General features: G+C 47.6%; 18 protein-coding genes and 1 riboswitch. Of the genes, 5 read left to right on the top strand and 13 right to left on the bottom strand.

Features of this window, described 5'->3' with window-relative positions; genetic code table 11:
* Positions 1–3: 3 nt before the first annotated feature.
* A riboswitch (PreQ1 riboswitch) is annotated at positions 4–49 on the top strand.
* 2 nt (positions 50–51) lie between these two features.
* Complete coding sequence (locus tag H3L97_RS00920; protein ID WP_097113723.1) at positions 52–726, top strand: 7-cyano-7-deazaguanine/7-aminomethyl-7-deazaguanine transporter; 675 nt, start codon at positions 52–54, stop codon at positions 724–726.
* Positions 727–968: 242 nt separating this feature from the next.
* On the opposite strand, the gene H3L97_RS12155 is transcribed toward H3L97_RS00920, so the two are convergent.
* A complete protein-coding gene (locus H3L97_RS12155; protein WP_371271234.1) occupies positions 969–1,103 on the bottom strand; it encodes a pentapeptide repeat-containing protein in 135 nt (44 codons plus the stop codon).
* A 106-nt stretch (positions 1,104–1,209) separates the two neighbouring features.
* On the opposite strand from H3L97_RS12155, the gene H3L97_RS00915 reads away from it, so the two are divergent.
* The 3 genes from H3L97_RS00915 (at position 1,210) to H3L97_RS00905 (ending at position 3,942) form a co-directional block, all read left to right on the top strand.
* Positions 1,210–1,818 (top strand): DUF4230 domain-containing protein, encoded by a 609-nt coding sequence (locus tag H3L97_RS00915; protein ID WP_097113721.1) that lies wholly within the window; start codon positions 1,210–1,212, stop codon positions 1,816–1,818.
* Positions 1,819–1,899: 81 nt separating this feature from the next.
* Positions 1,900–2,955 carry a metallophosphoesterase gene (locus H3L97_RS00910; protein WP_097113720.1) on the top strand — a complete coding sequence of 352 codons (1,056 nt, stop codon included), beginning with the start codon at positions 1,900–1,902 and terminating at the stop codon, positions 2,953–2,955.
* A 279-nt stretch (positions 2,956–3,234) separates the two neighbouring features.
* Positions 3,235–3,942 (top strand): SAM-dependent methyltransferase, encoded by a 708-nt coding sequence (locus H3L97_RS00905; RefSeq protein WP_097113719.1) that lies wholly within the window; start codon positions 3,235–3,237, stop codon positions 3,940–3,942.
* 86 nt (positions 3,943–4,028) lie between these two features.
* Here H3L97_RS00905 and H3L97_RS00900 read toward each other — a convergent pair whose 3' ends face one another.
* From H3L97_RS00900 to H3L97_RS00870, 7 genes are all read right to left on the bottom strand, one after another.
* Positions 4,029–4,514, bottom strand: coding sequence for a Dps family protein (locus H3L97_RS00900; RefSeq protein ID WP_179655780.1), 486 nt, complete (start codon positions 4,512–4,514; stop codon positions 4,029–4,031).
* Between the two features lie 206 nt (positions 4,515–4,720).
* The gene (locus H3L97_RS00895; RefSeq protein ID WP_179655779.1) at positions 4,721–5,335 is read right to left on the bottom strand and encodes a biliverdin-producing heme oxygenase; all 615 of its coding nucleotides are present in this window, start codon (positions 5,333–5,335) and stop codon (positions 4,721–4,723) included.
* Between the two features lie 193 nt (positions 5,336–5,528).
* On the bottom strand, positions 5,529–6,860 hold the full coding sequence (locus H3L97_RS00890) for a YadA C-terminal domain-containing protein (RefSeq protein ID WP_182073081.1): 1,332 nt from the start codon (positions 6,858–6,860) through the stop codon (positions 5,529–5,531).
* Between the two features lie 197 nt (positions 6,861–7,057).
* Entirely contained in the window at positions 7,058–7,858 is an 801-nt protein-coding gene (locus H3L97_RS00885) for a DUF4198 domain-containing protein (protein WP_097113822.1), read from the bottom strand.
* Positions 7,859–7,978: 120 nt separating this feature from the next.
* Positions 7,979–8,620 carry an alpha/beta hydrolase gene (locus tag H3L97_RS00880; protein ID WP_097113717.1) on the bottom strand — a complete coding sequence of 214 codons (642 nt, stop codon included), beginning with the start codon at positions 8,618–8,620 and terminating at the stop codon, positions 7,979–7,981.
* A gap of 81 nt (positions 8,621–8,701) precedes the next feature.
* Positions 8,702–9,511: a 4-hydroxy-tetrahydrodipicolinate reductase gene (dapB, locus tag H3L97_RS00875; RefSeq protein ID WP_097113821.1), complete on the bottom strand. Its 810-nt coding sequence runs from the start codon at positions 9,509–9,511 to the stop codon at positions 8,702–8,704.
* Positions 9,499–9,969, bottom strand: coding sequence for an outer membrane protein assembly factor BamE (locus H3L97_RS00870; protein WP_306454127.1), 471 nt, complete (start codon positions 9,967–9,969; stop codon positions 9,499–9,501). The genes dapB and H3L97_RS00870 overlap by 13 nt, the downstream gene beginning before the upstream one ends.
* Positions 9,970–10,076: 107 nt before the next feature.
* On the opposite strand from H3L97_RS00870, the gene fur reads away from it, so the two are divergent.
* Complete coding sequence (gene fur, locus H3L97_RS00865; protein ID WP_097113716.1) at positions 10,077–10,502, top strand: ferric iron uptake transcriptional regulator; 426 nt, start codon at positions 10,077–10,079, stop codon at positions 10,500–10,502.
* 332 nt (positions 10,503–10,834) lie between these two features.
* On the opposite strand, the gene H3L97_RS00860 is transcribed toward fur, so the two are convergent.
* From H3L97_RS00860 to azu, 5 genes are all read right to left on the bottom strand, one after another.
* Positions 10,835–11,695, bottom strand: coding sequence for an ABC transporter permease subunit (locus tag H3L97_RS00860; RefSeq protein WP_097113715.1), 861 nt, complete (start codon positions 11,693–11,695; stop codon positions 10,835–10,837).
* Positions 11,696–12,649, bottom strand: coding sequence for an ABC transporter permease subunit (locus H3L97_RS00855; protein ID WP_097113714.1), 954 nt, complete (start codon positions 12,647–12,649; stop codon positions 11,696–11,698). It abuts the gene before it with no gap.
* Positions 12,650–12,664: 15 nt separating this feature from the next.
* Positions 12,665–13,777: an ABC transporter ATP-binding protein gene (locus tag H3L97_RS00850; RefSeq protein WP_097113713.1), complete on the bottom strand. Its 1,113-nt coding sequence runs from the start codon at positions 13,775–13,777 to the stop codon at positions 12,665–12,667.
* An 87-nt stretch (positions 13,778–13,864) separates the two neighbouring features.
* Positions 13,865–13,996: a hypothetical protein gene (locus H3L97_RS11980; RefSeq protein WP_257010979.1), complete on the bottom strand. Its 132-nt coding sequence runs from the start codon at positions 13,994–13,996 to the stop codon at positions 13,865–13,867.
* A 208-nt stretch (positions 13,997–14,204) separates the two neighbouring features.
* Complete coding sequence (gene azu, locus H3L97_RS00845) at positions 14,205–14,753, bottom strand: azurin (protein ID WP_097113712.1); 549 nt, start codon at positions 14,751–14,753, stop codon at positions 14,205–14,207.
* Between the last annotated feature and the right edge of the window lie 144 nt (positions 14,754–14,897).

Here is a 14,897-nt window from a genome sequence, read left to right as displayed (position 1 = left end):
TTCAACCACGCGGTTCGTAACCCTCCCGCGATAACAAAACTAGGAATTTTGATGTACACATTCACTTTTCAACAGCAAAAACACGCCCTGTTTTGGCTGATTTTGTTTCACATTGCCGTGATTGCCGTGAGCAATTATCTGGTGCAATTTCCCTTTACCATCACGCTGCCCAATGGCTTTGAAGTGCATTCCACTTGGGGGGCATTGTCGTTTCCCTTTATTTTTTTGGCAACCGATTTGACGGTACGCATTTTTGGCAAACAATTGGCACGGCGGATTATTTTCTTTGTGATGTTGCCTGCATTGTTGTTGTCTTACGCGCTGTCGGTGCTGTTTGTGCAAGGACATTGGTCGGGGTGGGGGGCTTTGTTGGCGTTTAATCTGTTTGTGTTTCGCATTGCGCTGGCGAGTTTTGCCGCCTATGCTTTTGGGCAATTGATGGACATTGTTGTGTTCAACAAATTGCGTAGCTTGAAAACATGGTGGATTGCGCCCACCGCGTCCACATTTGTGGGCAATGCTTTGGATACTTTGCTGTTTTTCGCGATTGCCTTTCACGGCAGCAGCGATGAATTTATGGCGGCAAATTGGCAACACATTGCTTTTGTGGATTATTTGTTTAAACTGGTGATTTGTACGGTGTTGTTTGTGCCAGCTTATGGCGTGCTGTTGCGATTTTTGACGCGCAAACTCACGGCATGGTCGCAGCCTGTGTTGCATGCTTAATGTGAACTCGGAATCAGTCACTGTCAATGTACCAATAACTTTGCTCCCTCTCCCTATGGGAGAGGGCTGGGGAGAGGGTATGCTGCTCAACAAACCCTCTCTCCAACGCTTTCCCTCAGGGAGAGAGGGCGGGTTTGTTGGCAAATTGACAGTTACTGATTCCGAGTTCACGTTTTTGATAAAAAAACAGAACAGATGAAACCTTTGCAAAACCTACTTTTAAACTGACGTAGGGGCGGATTTCATATCCGCCCTTTTTTCAATTTATTGATAAGAATGAAAATTTCTGCGAACCTAAACGGGGCAGATATGAAATCTGCCCCTACAAACCGAGTTTTGCAAAGGTTTCCAGATATGAAATCCGCCCCTACAAACAGAATTTTGCAAAGGTCTCAGGCTGCCATTTTTTGCGCTTTTTTACAAACAAAAACGTCTCTATCCACCTGATTTGTTTAAAATTCGCGCTTTTTTCAGGACAAGGCAATGAAAAACATCATTTCACTGTTGGTTTTGGGTGCGGTTGCATTTTGGTTGGGACAGCAGCATTTCAGGCAGCCTGAAAACCCATCGCCCAGCCACACCATTTCGCAGCAAGAAACCATTTTGTCGCAAATTCGCGAATTGAATCAACTGCACAGCGTGGCGTTTCATCTGCAAAGCATCATCAAAACCGAAAAACAAGGCAACTGGTTCGCATTGTGGCAAGACAGCCAAAAAGGGCTGTTTGTGGCAAAAGGGCGCGTTCAGGCAGGCTTGGATTTGGACAAATTGTCGGCAAAAGACATACACATTTTGCCCGACAAAGTACTGGTGAATTTGCCACCTGTTGCCATTTTGTCGGCAGATTTGGAAGACATTGAAGTGTTTGATTTGAAAACAGGTTTGTTTAATGTGTATCGGGCGGATTGGTCGGTGCTGCAAACCGTGCAAGCGCAAGCCAAACAGCAAATCGTGCAACAAGCCTGTCAAAACGGCATTTTGCAACACGCCCAACAGCGCAGCGCAGAACAAATCCGCCAATTATTGCGTTTAAGCAACCCCAATGTGGAGGTTTATGCCAGCCCACAAATCGCGGCTTGCACCGTGAAGTAATGTGGCAAAAGGCTGCCTGAAAAACTTTTTCAGACAGCCTTTTGTTATAATGGTGCGACTTCCATTTTTACCCCAATCATCATGCCCCTAATTCAAACGCTCCCCAGTGGCAAACTGGACATCATTGGCGACATACACGGACAATATGAAGCCCTGCAAAATCTGTTGCATTATTTGGGCTATTCGCCAGAAGGCAAACACCCACAAGGCAGAAAAATCATCTTGGTAGGCGATTTGATTGACCGAGGACCCGATGCCCCTGCCGTGTTAAACTGGTTCATGCACGCGCAAAAATTGGGCTACGCATTCATGGTGTTGGGCAACCACGAAATCAATCTTTTAAGCAATGAACCCAAAGACGGTTCAGGCTGGTTTTTCAACAGCCGCGCCGAACGCGATGCAGAAAACTACGCCCCATGGAACAGGCTGCCTGAAAACCAAAAAAAAACCATTATCCAATTTTTAAAACAACAACCATTGGTGTTGCAACGTGCCGATTTGCGGATTGTACACGCCGCGTGGTTGCCCAAAGCCATTGAACAGTTGGCGCAACGCAATCACGAAGATTTGCTCGCCCTGATTCAAGAATGGGAAGAGCAATACCATTGTTGCGTGAAACACGCACCGTGGTTTGATGATTATTTGGAAGAACAACGCCTGCACGCGCATGATTTGGAAAACCCCAATATCACGCCCACCATGTTGCCCCACACCGCGCAACACGATGTGTACAAAAGCCAAGCCAATCCCATTCGCGCCTTAACCTGTGGTGTGGAAATGGTGTCTGCCGTACCGTTTTTTGGGAGTGGGCGGTGGCGATTTTCCATTCGCCATTCGTGGTGGGACGATTACCACGACCCCATTCCCGTGATTATTGGGCATTATTGGCGACAATGGCAGCCACAGCGTCCGCCACCCAAACACCGTGAAAATGTGTTTACCGTGCCATCACATCATTGGCATGGGGCGCGTGGCAATGTGTTTTGTTGCGATTTTTCGGTGGGCGCACGTTGGCGCGACCGCAAAAAAGCCATTGCGCCCAGCCAATCCGAACACCGTTTGGCGGCATTGCGTTTTCCCGAAAAAACGCTGGTGTTTGACAACGGCGAAACGGTGGAAACGGTTTATGGTGTGTGAAAACGCCTTTTCAGGCAGCTTTGCCCTTATTGATGGTCAATCAAATACAAAATGAGACAAGTCACTGTCAATGTGCCAGCAAATCAGCCCTCTCTTCCTGTGGGAAAGCGTTGGAGAGAGGGTTTGTTGAGTAGTACTCCCTCTCCCCAGCCCTCTCCCATTGGGAGAGGGGGAATTTACTTAAATTTATCAATCACTTTTATCCCGAAATCGTGTTGTTTTTAAATGAATTAACCAATATCTTTCCCCATCAAGCAGGGGACAAAGGAAAGAAAAACCATGCCCAGTTTGTATTTGATTCCCACCCCCTTGGGTGCGCCCGACTCGCCCTGCCTGTTGCCACACGAACAGGCGCAAATCGCCCACATCACCGATTTTGTGGTGGAAGCCGAAAAAACCGCGCGCGCCCATTTGAAACATTTTGCGGTCAGCACCCCAATCCGTGATTTGAATTTGCAAACGCTCAATGAACACACACCGCCCAACCAAGTTGCCGCCCTGTTGCAACCCTTGCGGGAAGGGCGCGACATCGGTTTATTGAGCGAAGCAGGCTGCCCCGCCATTGCCGACCCAGGTGCCGATTTGGTGGCGGCGGCACATCGTGAAGGTTTTGCCGTCAAGCCGCTTGTGGGTGCGTCCAGCATTGTGTTGGCGTTGATGGCATCGGGGGCGAATGGACAAAGTTTCGCTTTCAAAGGCTACATTCCTGCCGACAAAGATGGGCGTTCAGGCAGCCTGAAAGCCTTGGAAAGCCGTTCGCGTCAAGCCAACGAAACACAACTGTTCATAGAAACCCCCTATCGCAATGACGCGCTGTTGGCAGAAGCCTTGGCGGTGTTGCAGCCTGAAACGCGCCTGTGTGTGGCGTGCGATTTGACCCTGCCCACGCAAGAAATCATCAGCCAAACCATCGCCCAATGGCGCAAAATGGACAGCTTACCCAATTTAAAAAAACGCCCAGCCTTGTTTGTGCTGTATGCCGCGTGATGAAGAAACCGTGTTCATCATCTTAATTTTCAAAAGAAAAAGCACCTTGTTGAAAACAAAGTGCTTTTTTCATGATATGCGGCAGATTATTCTTCCAACAAAGAACGCAACATCCACGCGGTTTTTTCATGTGTTTGCAAACGAATGGTCAGCAAATCGGCGGTGGGTTGGTCGTTGGCTTCGTCCACAATCGGGAACAATTCGCGGCAAGTGCGGGCTACGGTTTCTTGGTCTTCCACCAACTGACGAATCATTTGGGTGGCATCGGTGTCGCCAGAGCCTTCTTTCACGGTTGCCAAAGCCGAAAATTCGCTGTATGAACCAGGGGCAAGATAGTCCAAAGCGCGAATGCGTTCGGCGATTAAATCCACCGCCAAAGCCAATTCATTGTATTGCTCTTCAAACATCAAATGCAAAGTGCGGAACATTCTGCCTTTTACGTTCCAGTGGTAGTTGTGGGTTTTCAAATACAAAGTGTAGGTGTCTGCCAACACTTTGGACAAACCGTGTGCAATGGCTTGGCGTTGTTCATCGCTCAAACCAATGTTGATTTTGCTGGTGGGAATGCTCATTTCAATCTCCATAAAAAAAATTTATGATATAAAAATGGGGCTGAATTGTCAATGTTTTTCAAGTGATTGGCTTTCAGGCTGCCTTTTATTGTCCTGCAAAAAATGGCTTTTGCCTTCGGCGACTTACTTTTTAAAAAAGTAAGCCAAATCAATGAATGCTCAACGGTTTCGTTTTAAACCAACATTTCAGGCAGCCTGAAATGGGATTAGGCTGCCTGTGGCACTTCAAAAATTTCGCGCAACAGCACTTTATAAAACGCAAACGCATTCAAAGCACCTTTTAAGGCATCTTCCTTGTCTTCTTCGGAAACGTTCAAATTGTTCAAATGCGCCACAAATTCGCGCCAATGTTTACCGCGCCCATCGGCGTGTGGCGCGAGATGGCGTGCGCCGTGTTCGGCACTCATATTCAGGTGATTTTGTGCGTCTTTGTACAAAAATGCTGCGCCCAAATTGGAGCCTTCGGCACAATACAGCCAGCCCAAGGCTTCTGCGCCTGTGGGTTTGGGCAATGCGGTTTGCCACGTTTTGGCTTGTGCGCCCAAATCTTGCAAATCTTGCAACACGGTTTCGTAACGCGCCAATTCTGCCAAATTGGGGATTTGTTGATTTAATTTGGGGTCTTTGTAAATGTCGTCCACGATTTTGTGGAACACCGATTGTAATTGTAAGAACTTGATATAATTATTATTATTGGCAAAGGGTTGCACCGACATCACCAAGTTGTCCACGCTATCGTGGGTGGCACGGCTGTTGGTTTTTAAATAAAGTGCAAAGGTGTTTTCGGTGGGCACATCGGTGGTGTCGTGATGATGAGACATATTCAATTCCTTTATCAAACAATCATGAATGGAGGGTTTTTAATTAAAACAATGAATATCATAAAGGTTAAATATGGTAAATGATTTGGGCTTTTGTGGCAAGTTTTTTGGCAATGATAATGATTTTCAGGCAGCCTGAAATGATTTCGGGCTGCCTGAAATAAATCAATTCAAATTATTGATAATCAATAACTTACCATTCGTAGTTCACACCCACATTGTAAGCTGCGCCGCCACTGCGTGGGCTGGTGGCAATGCCTGCTTTGATGGCGGTTTTTTCATCAAAACGGTAGCCACCGCCCACGGCAATGGCAACTTTGGATTTGTAGCCACCCACGGCTGCGGAAACGTTGAATTTACCAATGCTGTATGGTTGGAACAAGCCCGTTAAGGCTGCTTGCGCGGCTAAACCTTTTTCGGTTTTGTCTTCCAAATCGTCAATGCGTTGGTTGATTTGGGTAAGTTGATTGTTTTGTCTTGCCACTTGGGTGTTTAAATTGGCGATGTCGGTGCCGTGTTGCACCACGGTGTTTTCTACTGTGGTAACGCGGTTGCCCAAGGTATCCAAATCGGCTTTATCGGCTTTGGTGTTTTCCAAAACTTGGGTGTTGGACAAGGCGGTGTTGGCGGTATTGCTGATGCTTGCCAATGCGGTTTTGTCGGCTTTGGTGTTTTCCAAAATTTGGGTATTGGACAGGGCGGTATTGGCGGTGGTTTGAGCGTCAGTGGCTTTGGTGTCGGCAGCTTGCGCGGTGGTTTGAGCAGCGGTGGCTTTGTCATCGGCAGCTTGTGCGGCAGTTTGAGCGGCTGTTGCTTTGGTATCGGCAGCTTGTGCGGCAGTTTGAGCAGCGGTGGCTTTGGTGTCGGCAGCTTGTGCGGCAGTTTGCGCTGCGGTTGCTTTGGTGTCAGCAGCTTGTGCGGCAGTTTGAGCAGCGGTGGCTTTGTTATCGGCAGCTTGCGCGGCAGTTTGTGCTGCGGTGGCTTTGTTATCGGCAGCTTGTGCGGCAGTTTGAGCAGCGGTGGCTTTGTTATCGGCAGCTTGTGCGGCAGTTTGTGCTGCTCTGGCTTTGTTATCGGCAGCTTGTGCGTCAGTTAAAGCCTGAGAGGCTTTTCTATCAACCTCATTCAGATTAAACTGGTTGGTTTTGTTTTCAATAATGGTTTCTGCCAAAACCGCTTCAATATCCGCAATTTTATCGCTATTGCTTTGCCCAATGATTTTGAAACCATCGGCAATATTTTGAAAAGTTTGAATATCGCGTGGGCTCAAACCTTGTGCGGTCAAGACACGTTTGTATCCGACTACATAAGAGTCAATAGCCATTGCGCTGGCTTGGTTGCCTGCTTTGGCATCGGTTTTATTGTTGGCAATTTGTGTGTTTAATTGTGCTTTTTCTGCAACCACGCTTGCGGCATCTTTGTTTTTAATTGTATCAATCAAGTCTGCTTGAACATGACCGATTGCCAATGTGCCCATCAATACGGAAGCGGCTGTTTGTGTTGCGTTTTTGTGATTTTTTTTCATGGTTTTGTGTCCTTAATTGGATTGGTATTTTTGTTGGTGGGTGTTGCCCTTGTTGAGGCGATACAGGCAGCATGGCTACCGTGTGCCACGCATTATAGGTTGAATACTTACACAAAGATATGTTGCAAAATGTAAAAAAACAACAAAACCGCCTTTCAGGCAGCCTGAAAAGCGGTTTTTATCAAAAAAACCACATTTTAATGATGTGCGTGTCCAATTTGGAAAGTAAGGGTGCTGTAAGTGGCTTCTTTTTGGCAAACTTTTTGGTCGGCAAAGTCGGTTTTGTATTCCACATTGGCTTTCCAGAAACCTTGACGCAATGGAATGATGTTCACTTCGCCTTGGTCGTTGGTTACATCGGAAAAGGCTTGGGCTTCCACTTTGTGTGATTTGCTGCGGTCGCTGGTGTCAAAGCCGTCAAAGGTGGCGGTCAGCGTTACATTGGGCAAGGGTTCGCCTTTGTACAGCACTTTCACTTTGAATTTGTCGCCAACGTGCACATTGGCAGGATTGTCCAACGGCACAATTTCCAGCAAATGACCCAATGGTTTGCTGATGATGTCTTTGCTGGCACTTTCGTGTCCCACATTGGCAATGTGTTTGCCATACATGCGGGTTTGTTCGCAATAGGTGGCATCGGTCATTTCGGTCATATTGGTGCGTTTCCAGCCTGCGGCGTTTTTGCTCCAAAAGGTGGGTTGGTATTCGCCAACCACCAAATAGCTGCCGTCTTGTACGGGTTTTTTGCTTTGGTATTGGTAGTTGTATTTGCCTTTTTGCACCAATTCTTCTTTGCCTTTGTCGGTAATCAGCGTCATGGGTTTGAAGATGTTTAAGCGTTCTTTGGCGATTTCTTCAAACTCGGGAAATTCGCCGTAGCCCAATTCGGCTTTCAAAATTTCGCCACCGTGCGTGTGGTCGGCAGACACCCAAACGCGGTGTGCGTGTGCAGACAAACTGATGGCGCAAATCATGGCTGCCAATGCGATTTTTTTCATGATGAAATCTCCTGAAATGTTTGCAAAAATCAAAATGTGAATGTTATACAATAACATGATTTTTGTAAAGATTGGGCTGCCTGAAATGGACATCAACCCACATTTCAGGCAGCCTGAAAATCAAAGCATGGGTGCAACAAAACGATTAATCGTATCGCGCAACACAATCAGTTTGCCGTGAAAAAAATGCGAACTTTCAGGCAGCACCACAATCGGCAAATTCTGTTCGGCACACCATTGGAGTGGTTTGGCGAGTTCCACCACTTCATCATCGGCACCGTGAATGACCAAGGTTTTGTTGATGTTGGGAACGTGTGGTGCGGCTGCCTGTTTGGTGTAATGCCCCACCGCCGCGCCAATGAGCAGCAACAAATCAGGCTCACGCTGCTGTGCGGCAAAAGTGGAAACGTAGCCGCCAAACGAAAAACCGACAATCGCCAATTTACTGGCATGAGGGTGTTGGGCGCGCGCGTGGTCAATCAGGGCAACGAAATCATCGGTTTCGCCTTTGCCGTGGTCGTAGCTGCCTTCGCTGTTGCCTGTGCCGCGTGAATTGGGCAAATAGCAATGAAAACCCATTTGCGTCAAGCATTTGGCGGCAGTTTGTATCACTTTGTTGGTGAATGTGCCGCCTTGTGTGGGATTGGGGTGATGTATGACCGCCACACCGCGTTCTGCACCGATTGCGGGCAGATACAGGGTTTCCAGTTTGCCTGTTAATCCTTGAATAAAAAGAATGTTTTGATTGTTTAAATTCAACATGGTTTTGTCTCAATTTGATTTGAAGGGGGGATACGCAATCTGCCCCCACGCATGGTTTTTCGTTTTCAGGCTGCCTGAAAATCAGTTTTTCAAACCCAACACATCTTGCATATCAAACAAACCCGTGTCGTGATTTGCCAACCACACCGCCGCACGAACTGCACCTGCGGCAAAGGTCATGCGGCTGCTGGCTTTGTGGGTGATTTCCACGCGCTCGCCATCGGTGGCAAACAATGCCGTGTGGTCGCCCACCACATCGCCTGCGCGAACCGTTGCAAAACCAATGGTTTGGCTGTCGCGCGCGCCTGTGTGTCCTTCGCGACCGTACACCGCGCATTCTTTCAAATCGCGTCCCAAAGCGTTGGCAATCACTTCGCCCATGCGCAAAGCCGTGCCGCTTGGCGCGTCCACTTTGTGTCGGTGGTGGGCTTCAATGATTTCAATGTCGTAGCCTTCGTTCAGCACACGCGCCACCGTGTCCAAAATGTGGAAAGTCAAATTCACGCCCACGCTGTAATTGGCGGCAAACACAATGGCGCGTTTTTGCGCGGCTGCCTGAATTTTCGCTTTGCCCGCATCATCATAGCCTGTGGTGCCGATGACCATTTTGATTTGATTTTGCTCACAAAATTCAATCAAAGGCAAAGACGCTTCGGCACGGGTAAAATCAATGACCACATCGGCATGGTTTAAGGCAGCCTGAAAATCCGCCGTGATGTTCACGCCCGTTTTGATGCCCACCGCATAGCCCGCGTCCAAGCCCAAACTTTCCGAGCCAGCGTGTTCCAACGCGCCCACCAGCACCGCGTTGGGGTTCGCGTCCACCGCTTGTACCAAAACTTTGCCCATGCGACCGTTTACGCCAGCAATGGCGATTTTTACTTGTTGAATTTGAACCATGATTTTTTCTCTTGTTGGGGTTGATTTTGTTGGGCGATTTGCTCACGCGCATAATCCAAAGCCGAGCCTTCTACACGCGAAACCACATTGCCTTGAAAATAAACGGTTAAATTGCGACTTTCTTTCACTTTACCGCCGCGCAAAACCTCATAATTGTAGTCCCACTGCGTATCGCGGAAAGACGGACGCAACAAAGGCGCACCAATGTAAAGTTGAACCTGTTCGCGCGTCATGCCAGCCTGAATTGCCAACACCGATTTGGGTTCAAGTGGCACACCTTGAATCACAGGCAATTTGTAATACGGTAATTTTTCAACCAATTTGGGCGTACAAGCCGTTAAACTTGCCAACATTGTGGCGGCAATCAAGACTTTTTTCACGTTTTTTGCCTTTCTTGTTGAGGGTTTGCCTTGCGATTTTTGCGATGTGGCATTGAAAAGTTTTATCATTTAGCCGTGTGCAAGGCACCAAAAAATGCGTATTATAGCGGTAATTTGATTTTTTTGATTTTTTTCAGGCTGCCTGAAAAATCATTTTTGTAAAAAGGAAAAACAAGATGAACAACATTACCCAATTAAAAGACAATGGCTTAAAAGTAACAGGACCTCGTCTGAAAATTTTGGATTTGTTTGAAACCCACAGCGAAGAACATTTGAGCGCAGAAGATGTTTACCGCATTTTGCTGGACGAAGGCATTGAAATTGGCGTGGCAACCATTTATCGCGTTTTGACCCAATTTGAACAAGCAGGCATTTTGTTGCGCCACCATTTTGAAAGCGGCAAAGCCGTGTACGAACTCAATCAAGGCGGACACCACGACCACATCGTGTGCATGAAATGTGGCGATGTTGCCGAATTTCACAACGAAGAAATTGAACGCCTACAAGAAAAAATCGCCAGCGAAAACGGCTACCGCATTGTGGACCATGCTTTGTACATGTATGGCATTTGCACCGATTGCCAGAAAAAAGAGAAACGTTGATTTTCAGGCTGCCTGAAATTGGGACACAACGCGGTTCGTAGGGGCGGATTTCATATCCGCCCCGTTTTCGTATCATGATTGTGGAAAAGGGCGGATATGAAATCCGCCCCTACATCGGTTAAGCCATTTCAATCAAAAAAAGCTGCCTGAAAAATTTTCAGGCAGCCTGAAACCTTTGCAAAACTCGGTTTGTAGGGGCAGATTTCATATCTGCCCCGTTTAGGTTCGCAGAAATTTTCATTCTTATCAAGAAATTGAAAAAAGGGCGGATATGAAATCCGCCCCTACGTCAGTTTAAAAGTAGGTTTTGCAAAGGTTTCAGCCTTTTTCGTTTACCCTGCTTTATAAGCGGCTTGCATTTCACGTTCGCGCTTGGTGGCTTGGCGCAACATCAAATAATTGATGCTGATGACCAAAGTGCCCACCACCGCAATCATGATGGTTGCCAGCACATTCATTTGTGGGTCAAGACCGCGCCGCACTTTACCGAAAATCAGTTGGGGCAGGGTAACTTCGCCTGGGCCTGCCAAAAATGAGGCAATCACCAAATCGTCCAACGACAGCGTAACCCCCAGCAAAAAGCCAGATGCAATCGCAGGCGCAATCAAAGGCAGCGTAATCACAAAAAAGATTTTCATCGGACGCGCCCCCAAATCCATGGCGGCTTCTTCAAGCGATTGGTCAAGCTCCATCAGGCGCGCGCGAATCACCACCGTAATGTATGCCATACACAGCGTGGTGTGTCCCAAGAAAATCGTGAAAAAACCACGGTCAAATTCCACGCTGCCACCAAACAGGCTTTGCAACAAAGTTTGCACCTGAATAATCAGCAGCAACATCGACAAACCCGTAATCACATCAGGCATGACCATCGGCGCAGACACCATGCCCGCAAACAAGGTTTTGCCACGAAAACGCTTAATCCGCGCCAAAGCATAGCCCGCCATCGTACCCAAAATCACCGCCGCCAACGATGAGGCAGCCGCAATTTTCAACGACAACCACATCGCACCCAAAATATCGTCATTTTGGATAAGTTCGCCATACCAACGGGTTGAAAAACCGCCCCACACCGTAACCAGTTTGGAATCGTTGAATGAATAAATAACCAAAATAATCAATGGGATATATAAAAAAGCCAATCCCAAAAAGAGCATGATTTTCAAAAACCACGACATTTTTGCTTGATTCATTTAATGCTTCCCTTCTTCCATTTGGCGTTCTTCAAAACGCTGGAACAATGCCATAGGCACAACCAGCAACAACACCATGATGACCGCCACCGCCGAAGCCAATGGCCAGTTGTTTGCGTCAAAGAAAGTCATCCACAGGGTTTTGCCTATCATCAGATTGTCGGGCCCGCCCACCAGCTCGGGAATCACATATTCGCCCACGGCAGGAATGAACACCAACATGCTGCCTGCAATAATCCCCGATTTGGACAAAGGCAGGGTAATCGTGAAAAACGCTTTAATGGGGTGTGCGCCCAAATCGGCGGCGGCTTCAAGCAGTCTGCTGTCCAATTTCACCAACTGGGTATAAAGCGGCAAAATCATAAACGGCAAATAGGCATACACCATCACCAAATTCAGCGAAAAGGTGTTGTAAAACAAATTTAAGGGTTCGGAAATGATGCCCCATTTGATTAAGTAATTGTTGATGATGCCGTTTTGTCCCAGCAAGCCCATCCACGCATACACGCGCAGCAAAAACGATGTCCAAAATGGCAACATAATCGTCAGCAGCAAACCGTTGCGAATAGACGGGTGGGCGCGCGAAATGGCATACGCCATCGGATAGCCTATCAACAAACAAATCAAAGTGGTGGTCAAAGCCGTTTTGATGGACAGCCAATAGGTCAGCAAATAAATGTTGTCGCCCTGTTTGCCATCGTCAAAGGGGTTGATTAAGGCTGCCAGCGATGAACCCAAATCGGCAAAAATATCTTTGTAGTTTTGCCACACAATGTGCAGGCTGCCGTCTTCTTGCAACAAAGGCGTAAACGGGGGAATGGACAATTCCTGTTCGGCAAAACTGATTTTAAAAACAATGAAAAACGGCACAAGAAACAGCAACAGCAACCAAACATACGGTATGCCGATGACCAACTTGCCGCCCCATGTTTTGCGGGTAGTAGGTTGAGACATTTCAGGCAGCCTTTCTTATCGTGTTAAAGGTGTGGGTTGGTTTTCGGGCCAATCCAAATACACTTCATCGCCCCAAGTTGGCGGTTCAATGTTGCGTACATACCAATAGGGGGCAGGCACTTGGCTTTTGATGATGCGTCCGTTTTCCATTTCCACATGGTAAATCGCAAAGCTGCCCAAATAGGCGATTTCTTTCACTTTGCCTTTTGCCCAGTTGTGGGTGTCGCGGTGGGCGGGTTTTTCTTTGTGCAAATCAATGTCTTCGGGGCGGATTGAAATCCAAATGGTTTGACCGTCTTCTGCGGTAAATTTTTGGTCGGTGTACACTTTGCTGGGCAATTCGGGGCAATCAATCAGCGCGTGGGCATCGTCTTTGTGAACGAGTTTGCCTTCAAAAATATTGGTTTCGCCAATGAATTCTGCCACAAATTTGCTTTCGGGATAGTCGTACACATCAGCAGGTGTGCCAACTTGTTGCAATTCGCCATGCGACATAATCGCCACGCGGCTTGCCATGGTCATGGCTTCTTCTTGGTCGTGCGTTACCATGATGCAGGTTACGCCCACTTTTTCCAAAGTATTGACCAATTCAAATTGGGTTTGTTGGCGCAATTTTTTGTCCAATGCGCCAAGTGGTTCATCTAAAAGCAACAATTTGGGGCGTTTTGCCAAGCTGCGTGCCAATGCCACGCGTTGTTGTTGTCCGCCCGACAGTTGGTGCGGTTTGCGTTTGGCGTATTGGGGCATTTGCACGAGGCGCAACATTTCTTCTACGCGACTGGCGATTTCGTCTTTGGGCAATTTGTCTTGTTTCAAGCCAAAGGCGATGTTTTCTTCCACCGTCATGTGGGGAAAGAGCGCGTAGCTTTGGAACATCATGTTGATGGGGCGGTCGTAGGGGGCGAGGTGGGTAATGTCTTGACCGTCCAGCAAAATTTGTCCTTCGGTGGGTTTTTCCATGCCCGCGAGCATACGCAGCAGCGTGGATTTGCCACTGCCTGAACTGCCCAGCAGTGCAAAGATTTCGTGTTGATGAATGTCCAAATCAAGCGGTTTGACCGCCAGATTGTCGCCGTATTTTTTGGCTAATCCTTTGATTTGTAGATAAGGTTGCTTGTTGTCGCTCATGGGCATACTCCAATGAAATAAAAACAGGGCTGTTTTGATTGCTTTGGACAGTTTCTCATTGATTTATTTGAAAATCTTTGTGTCTGTTTAATGGCGTTCAGGCAGCGTACCAATTTTAAAGCGCGTGATTTTATTCAACAACATCACACGGGGCAAGCGATATTGTGTGATTTGTGTGAAATTGGGTTTCAGGCTGCCTGAAACGTTACCAAAACGCATTTTCAGGCAGCCTGAAAGCAACTTAATCCAACGCACGTTAGGGATAGAAGTGATTGATAAATTTCAGTAACCCACTTCCCTCTCCTGTGGGAGAGGGGTAGGGAGAGGGTTTTTCGTCCAACCAACCCTCTCTCCAACTCTCTCCCACGGGGAGAGAGAGCGAGTTTGCTGGTACATTAAAAGGAACTTATCCCAAGTTTGCGTTAATTTAATCCACGATTTTCACTTTGCCCGTCATCATGGCAACGTGTCCAGGGAAGGTGCAGAAAAATTCAAAATCGCCATTTTTCAATTTGTCGGTTTTGAAGGTGAAGGTGCTGGATTCGCCACCGCCCACCATTTTGCTGGCGGCAATCACGCGGTTGTCGTTGGGTTTGAGGTAATCGTTTTCCAATTTGGCACTTGCACCGTCTGCCACAATGGCGGCTTTGTCGGCGGCGGCAGCGATGACCACATTGTGTCCCATGGCGGCTTTGGGGGTTTTGCCTGTGTGGTTGAGTGTGATGCTGGCTTGGGCGCAGCTTGATTTGATGGCAATTTCTTGCGTGTCAAACTTCATGGCATCATCGCTGTTGATGACGATTTGGCATTCGCTTGGCACGTTGGTGGCAGAGGGCGCGTTGGATTCAGATGCAGCAGCAACAGGGCTGGCGGCAACAGGCGCAGGTTGAGCGGCAGGTTGAGTTTGAGCGGGTTCATTGCCACCACACGCGCTCAACGTGAAAGCGGTGGCGATAAGTGCCAAATACATTTTCATGGTTTTACTCCAAAAATGGGTGGAAAAAGTGCATTTCAGGCTGCCTGAAAAGGCATTTCATTGCAAATAAAGCCATTTTACGCCTGTTTGCAGGCTTTGTGTTGGTTCAGACAGCCCTGTTGTACACAACAAAATGAAAGTTTT

The sequence above is a fragment of the Alysiella filiformis genome (assembly GCF_014054525.1).
GTDB classification, from domain to species: domain Bacteria; phylum Pseudomonadota; class Gammaproteobacteria; order Burkholderiales; family Neisseriaceae; genus Simonsiella; species Simonsiella filiformis.
The sequence above is the reverse complement of the archived record's forward strand: the minus strand, read 5'-3'. Positions and strand labels throughout refer to the sequence as shown.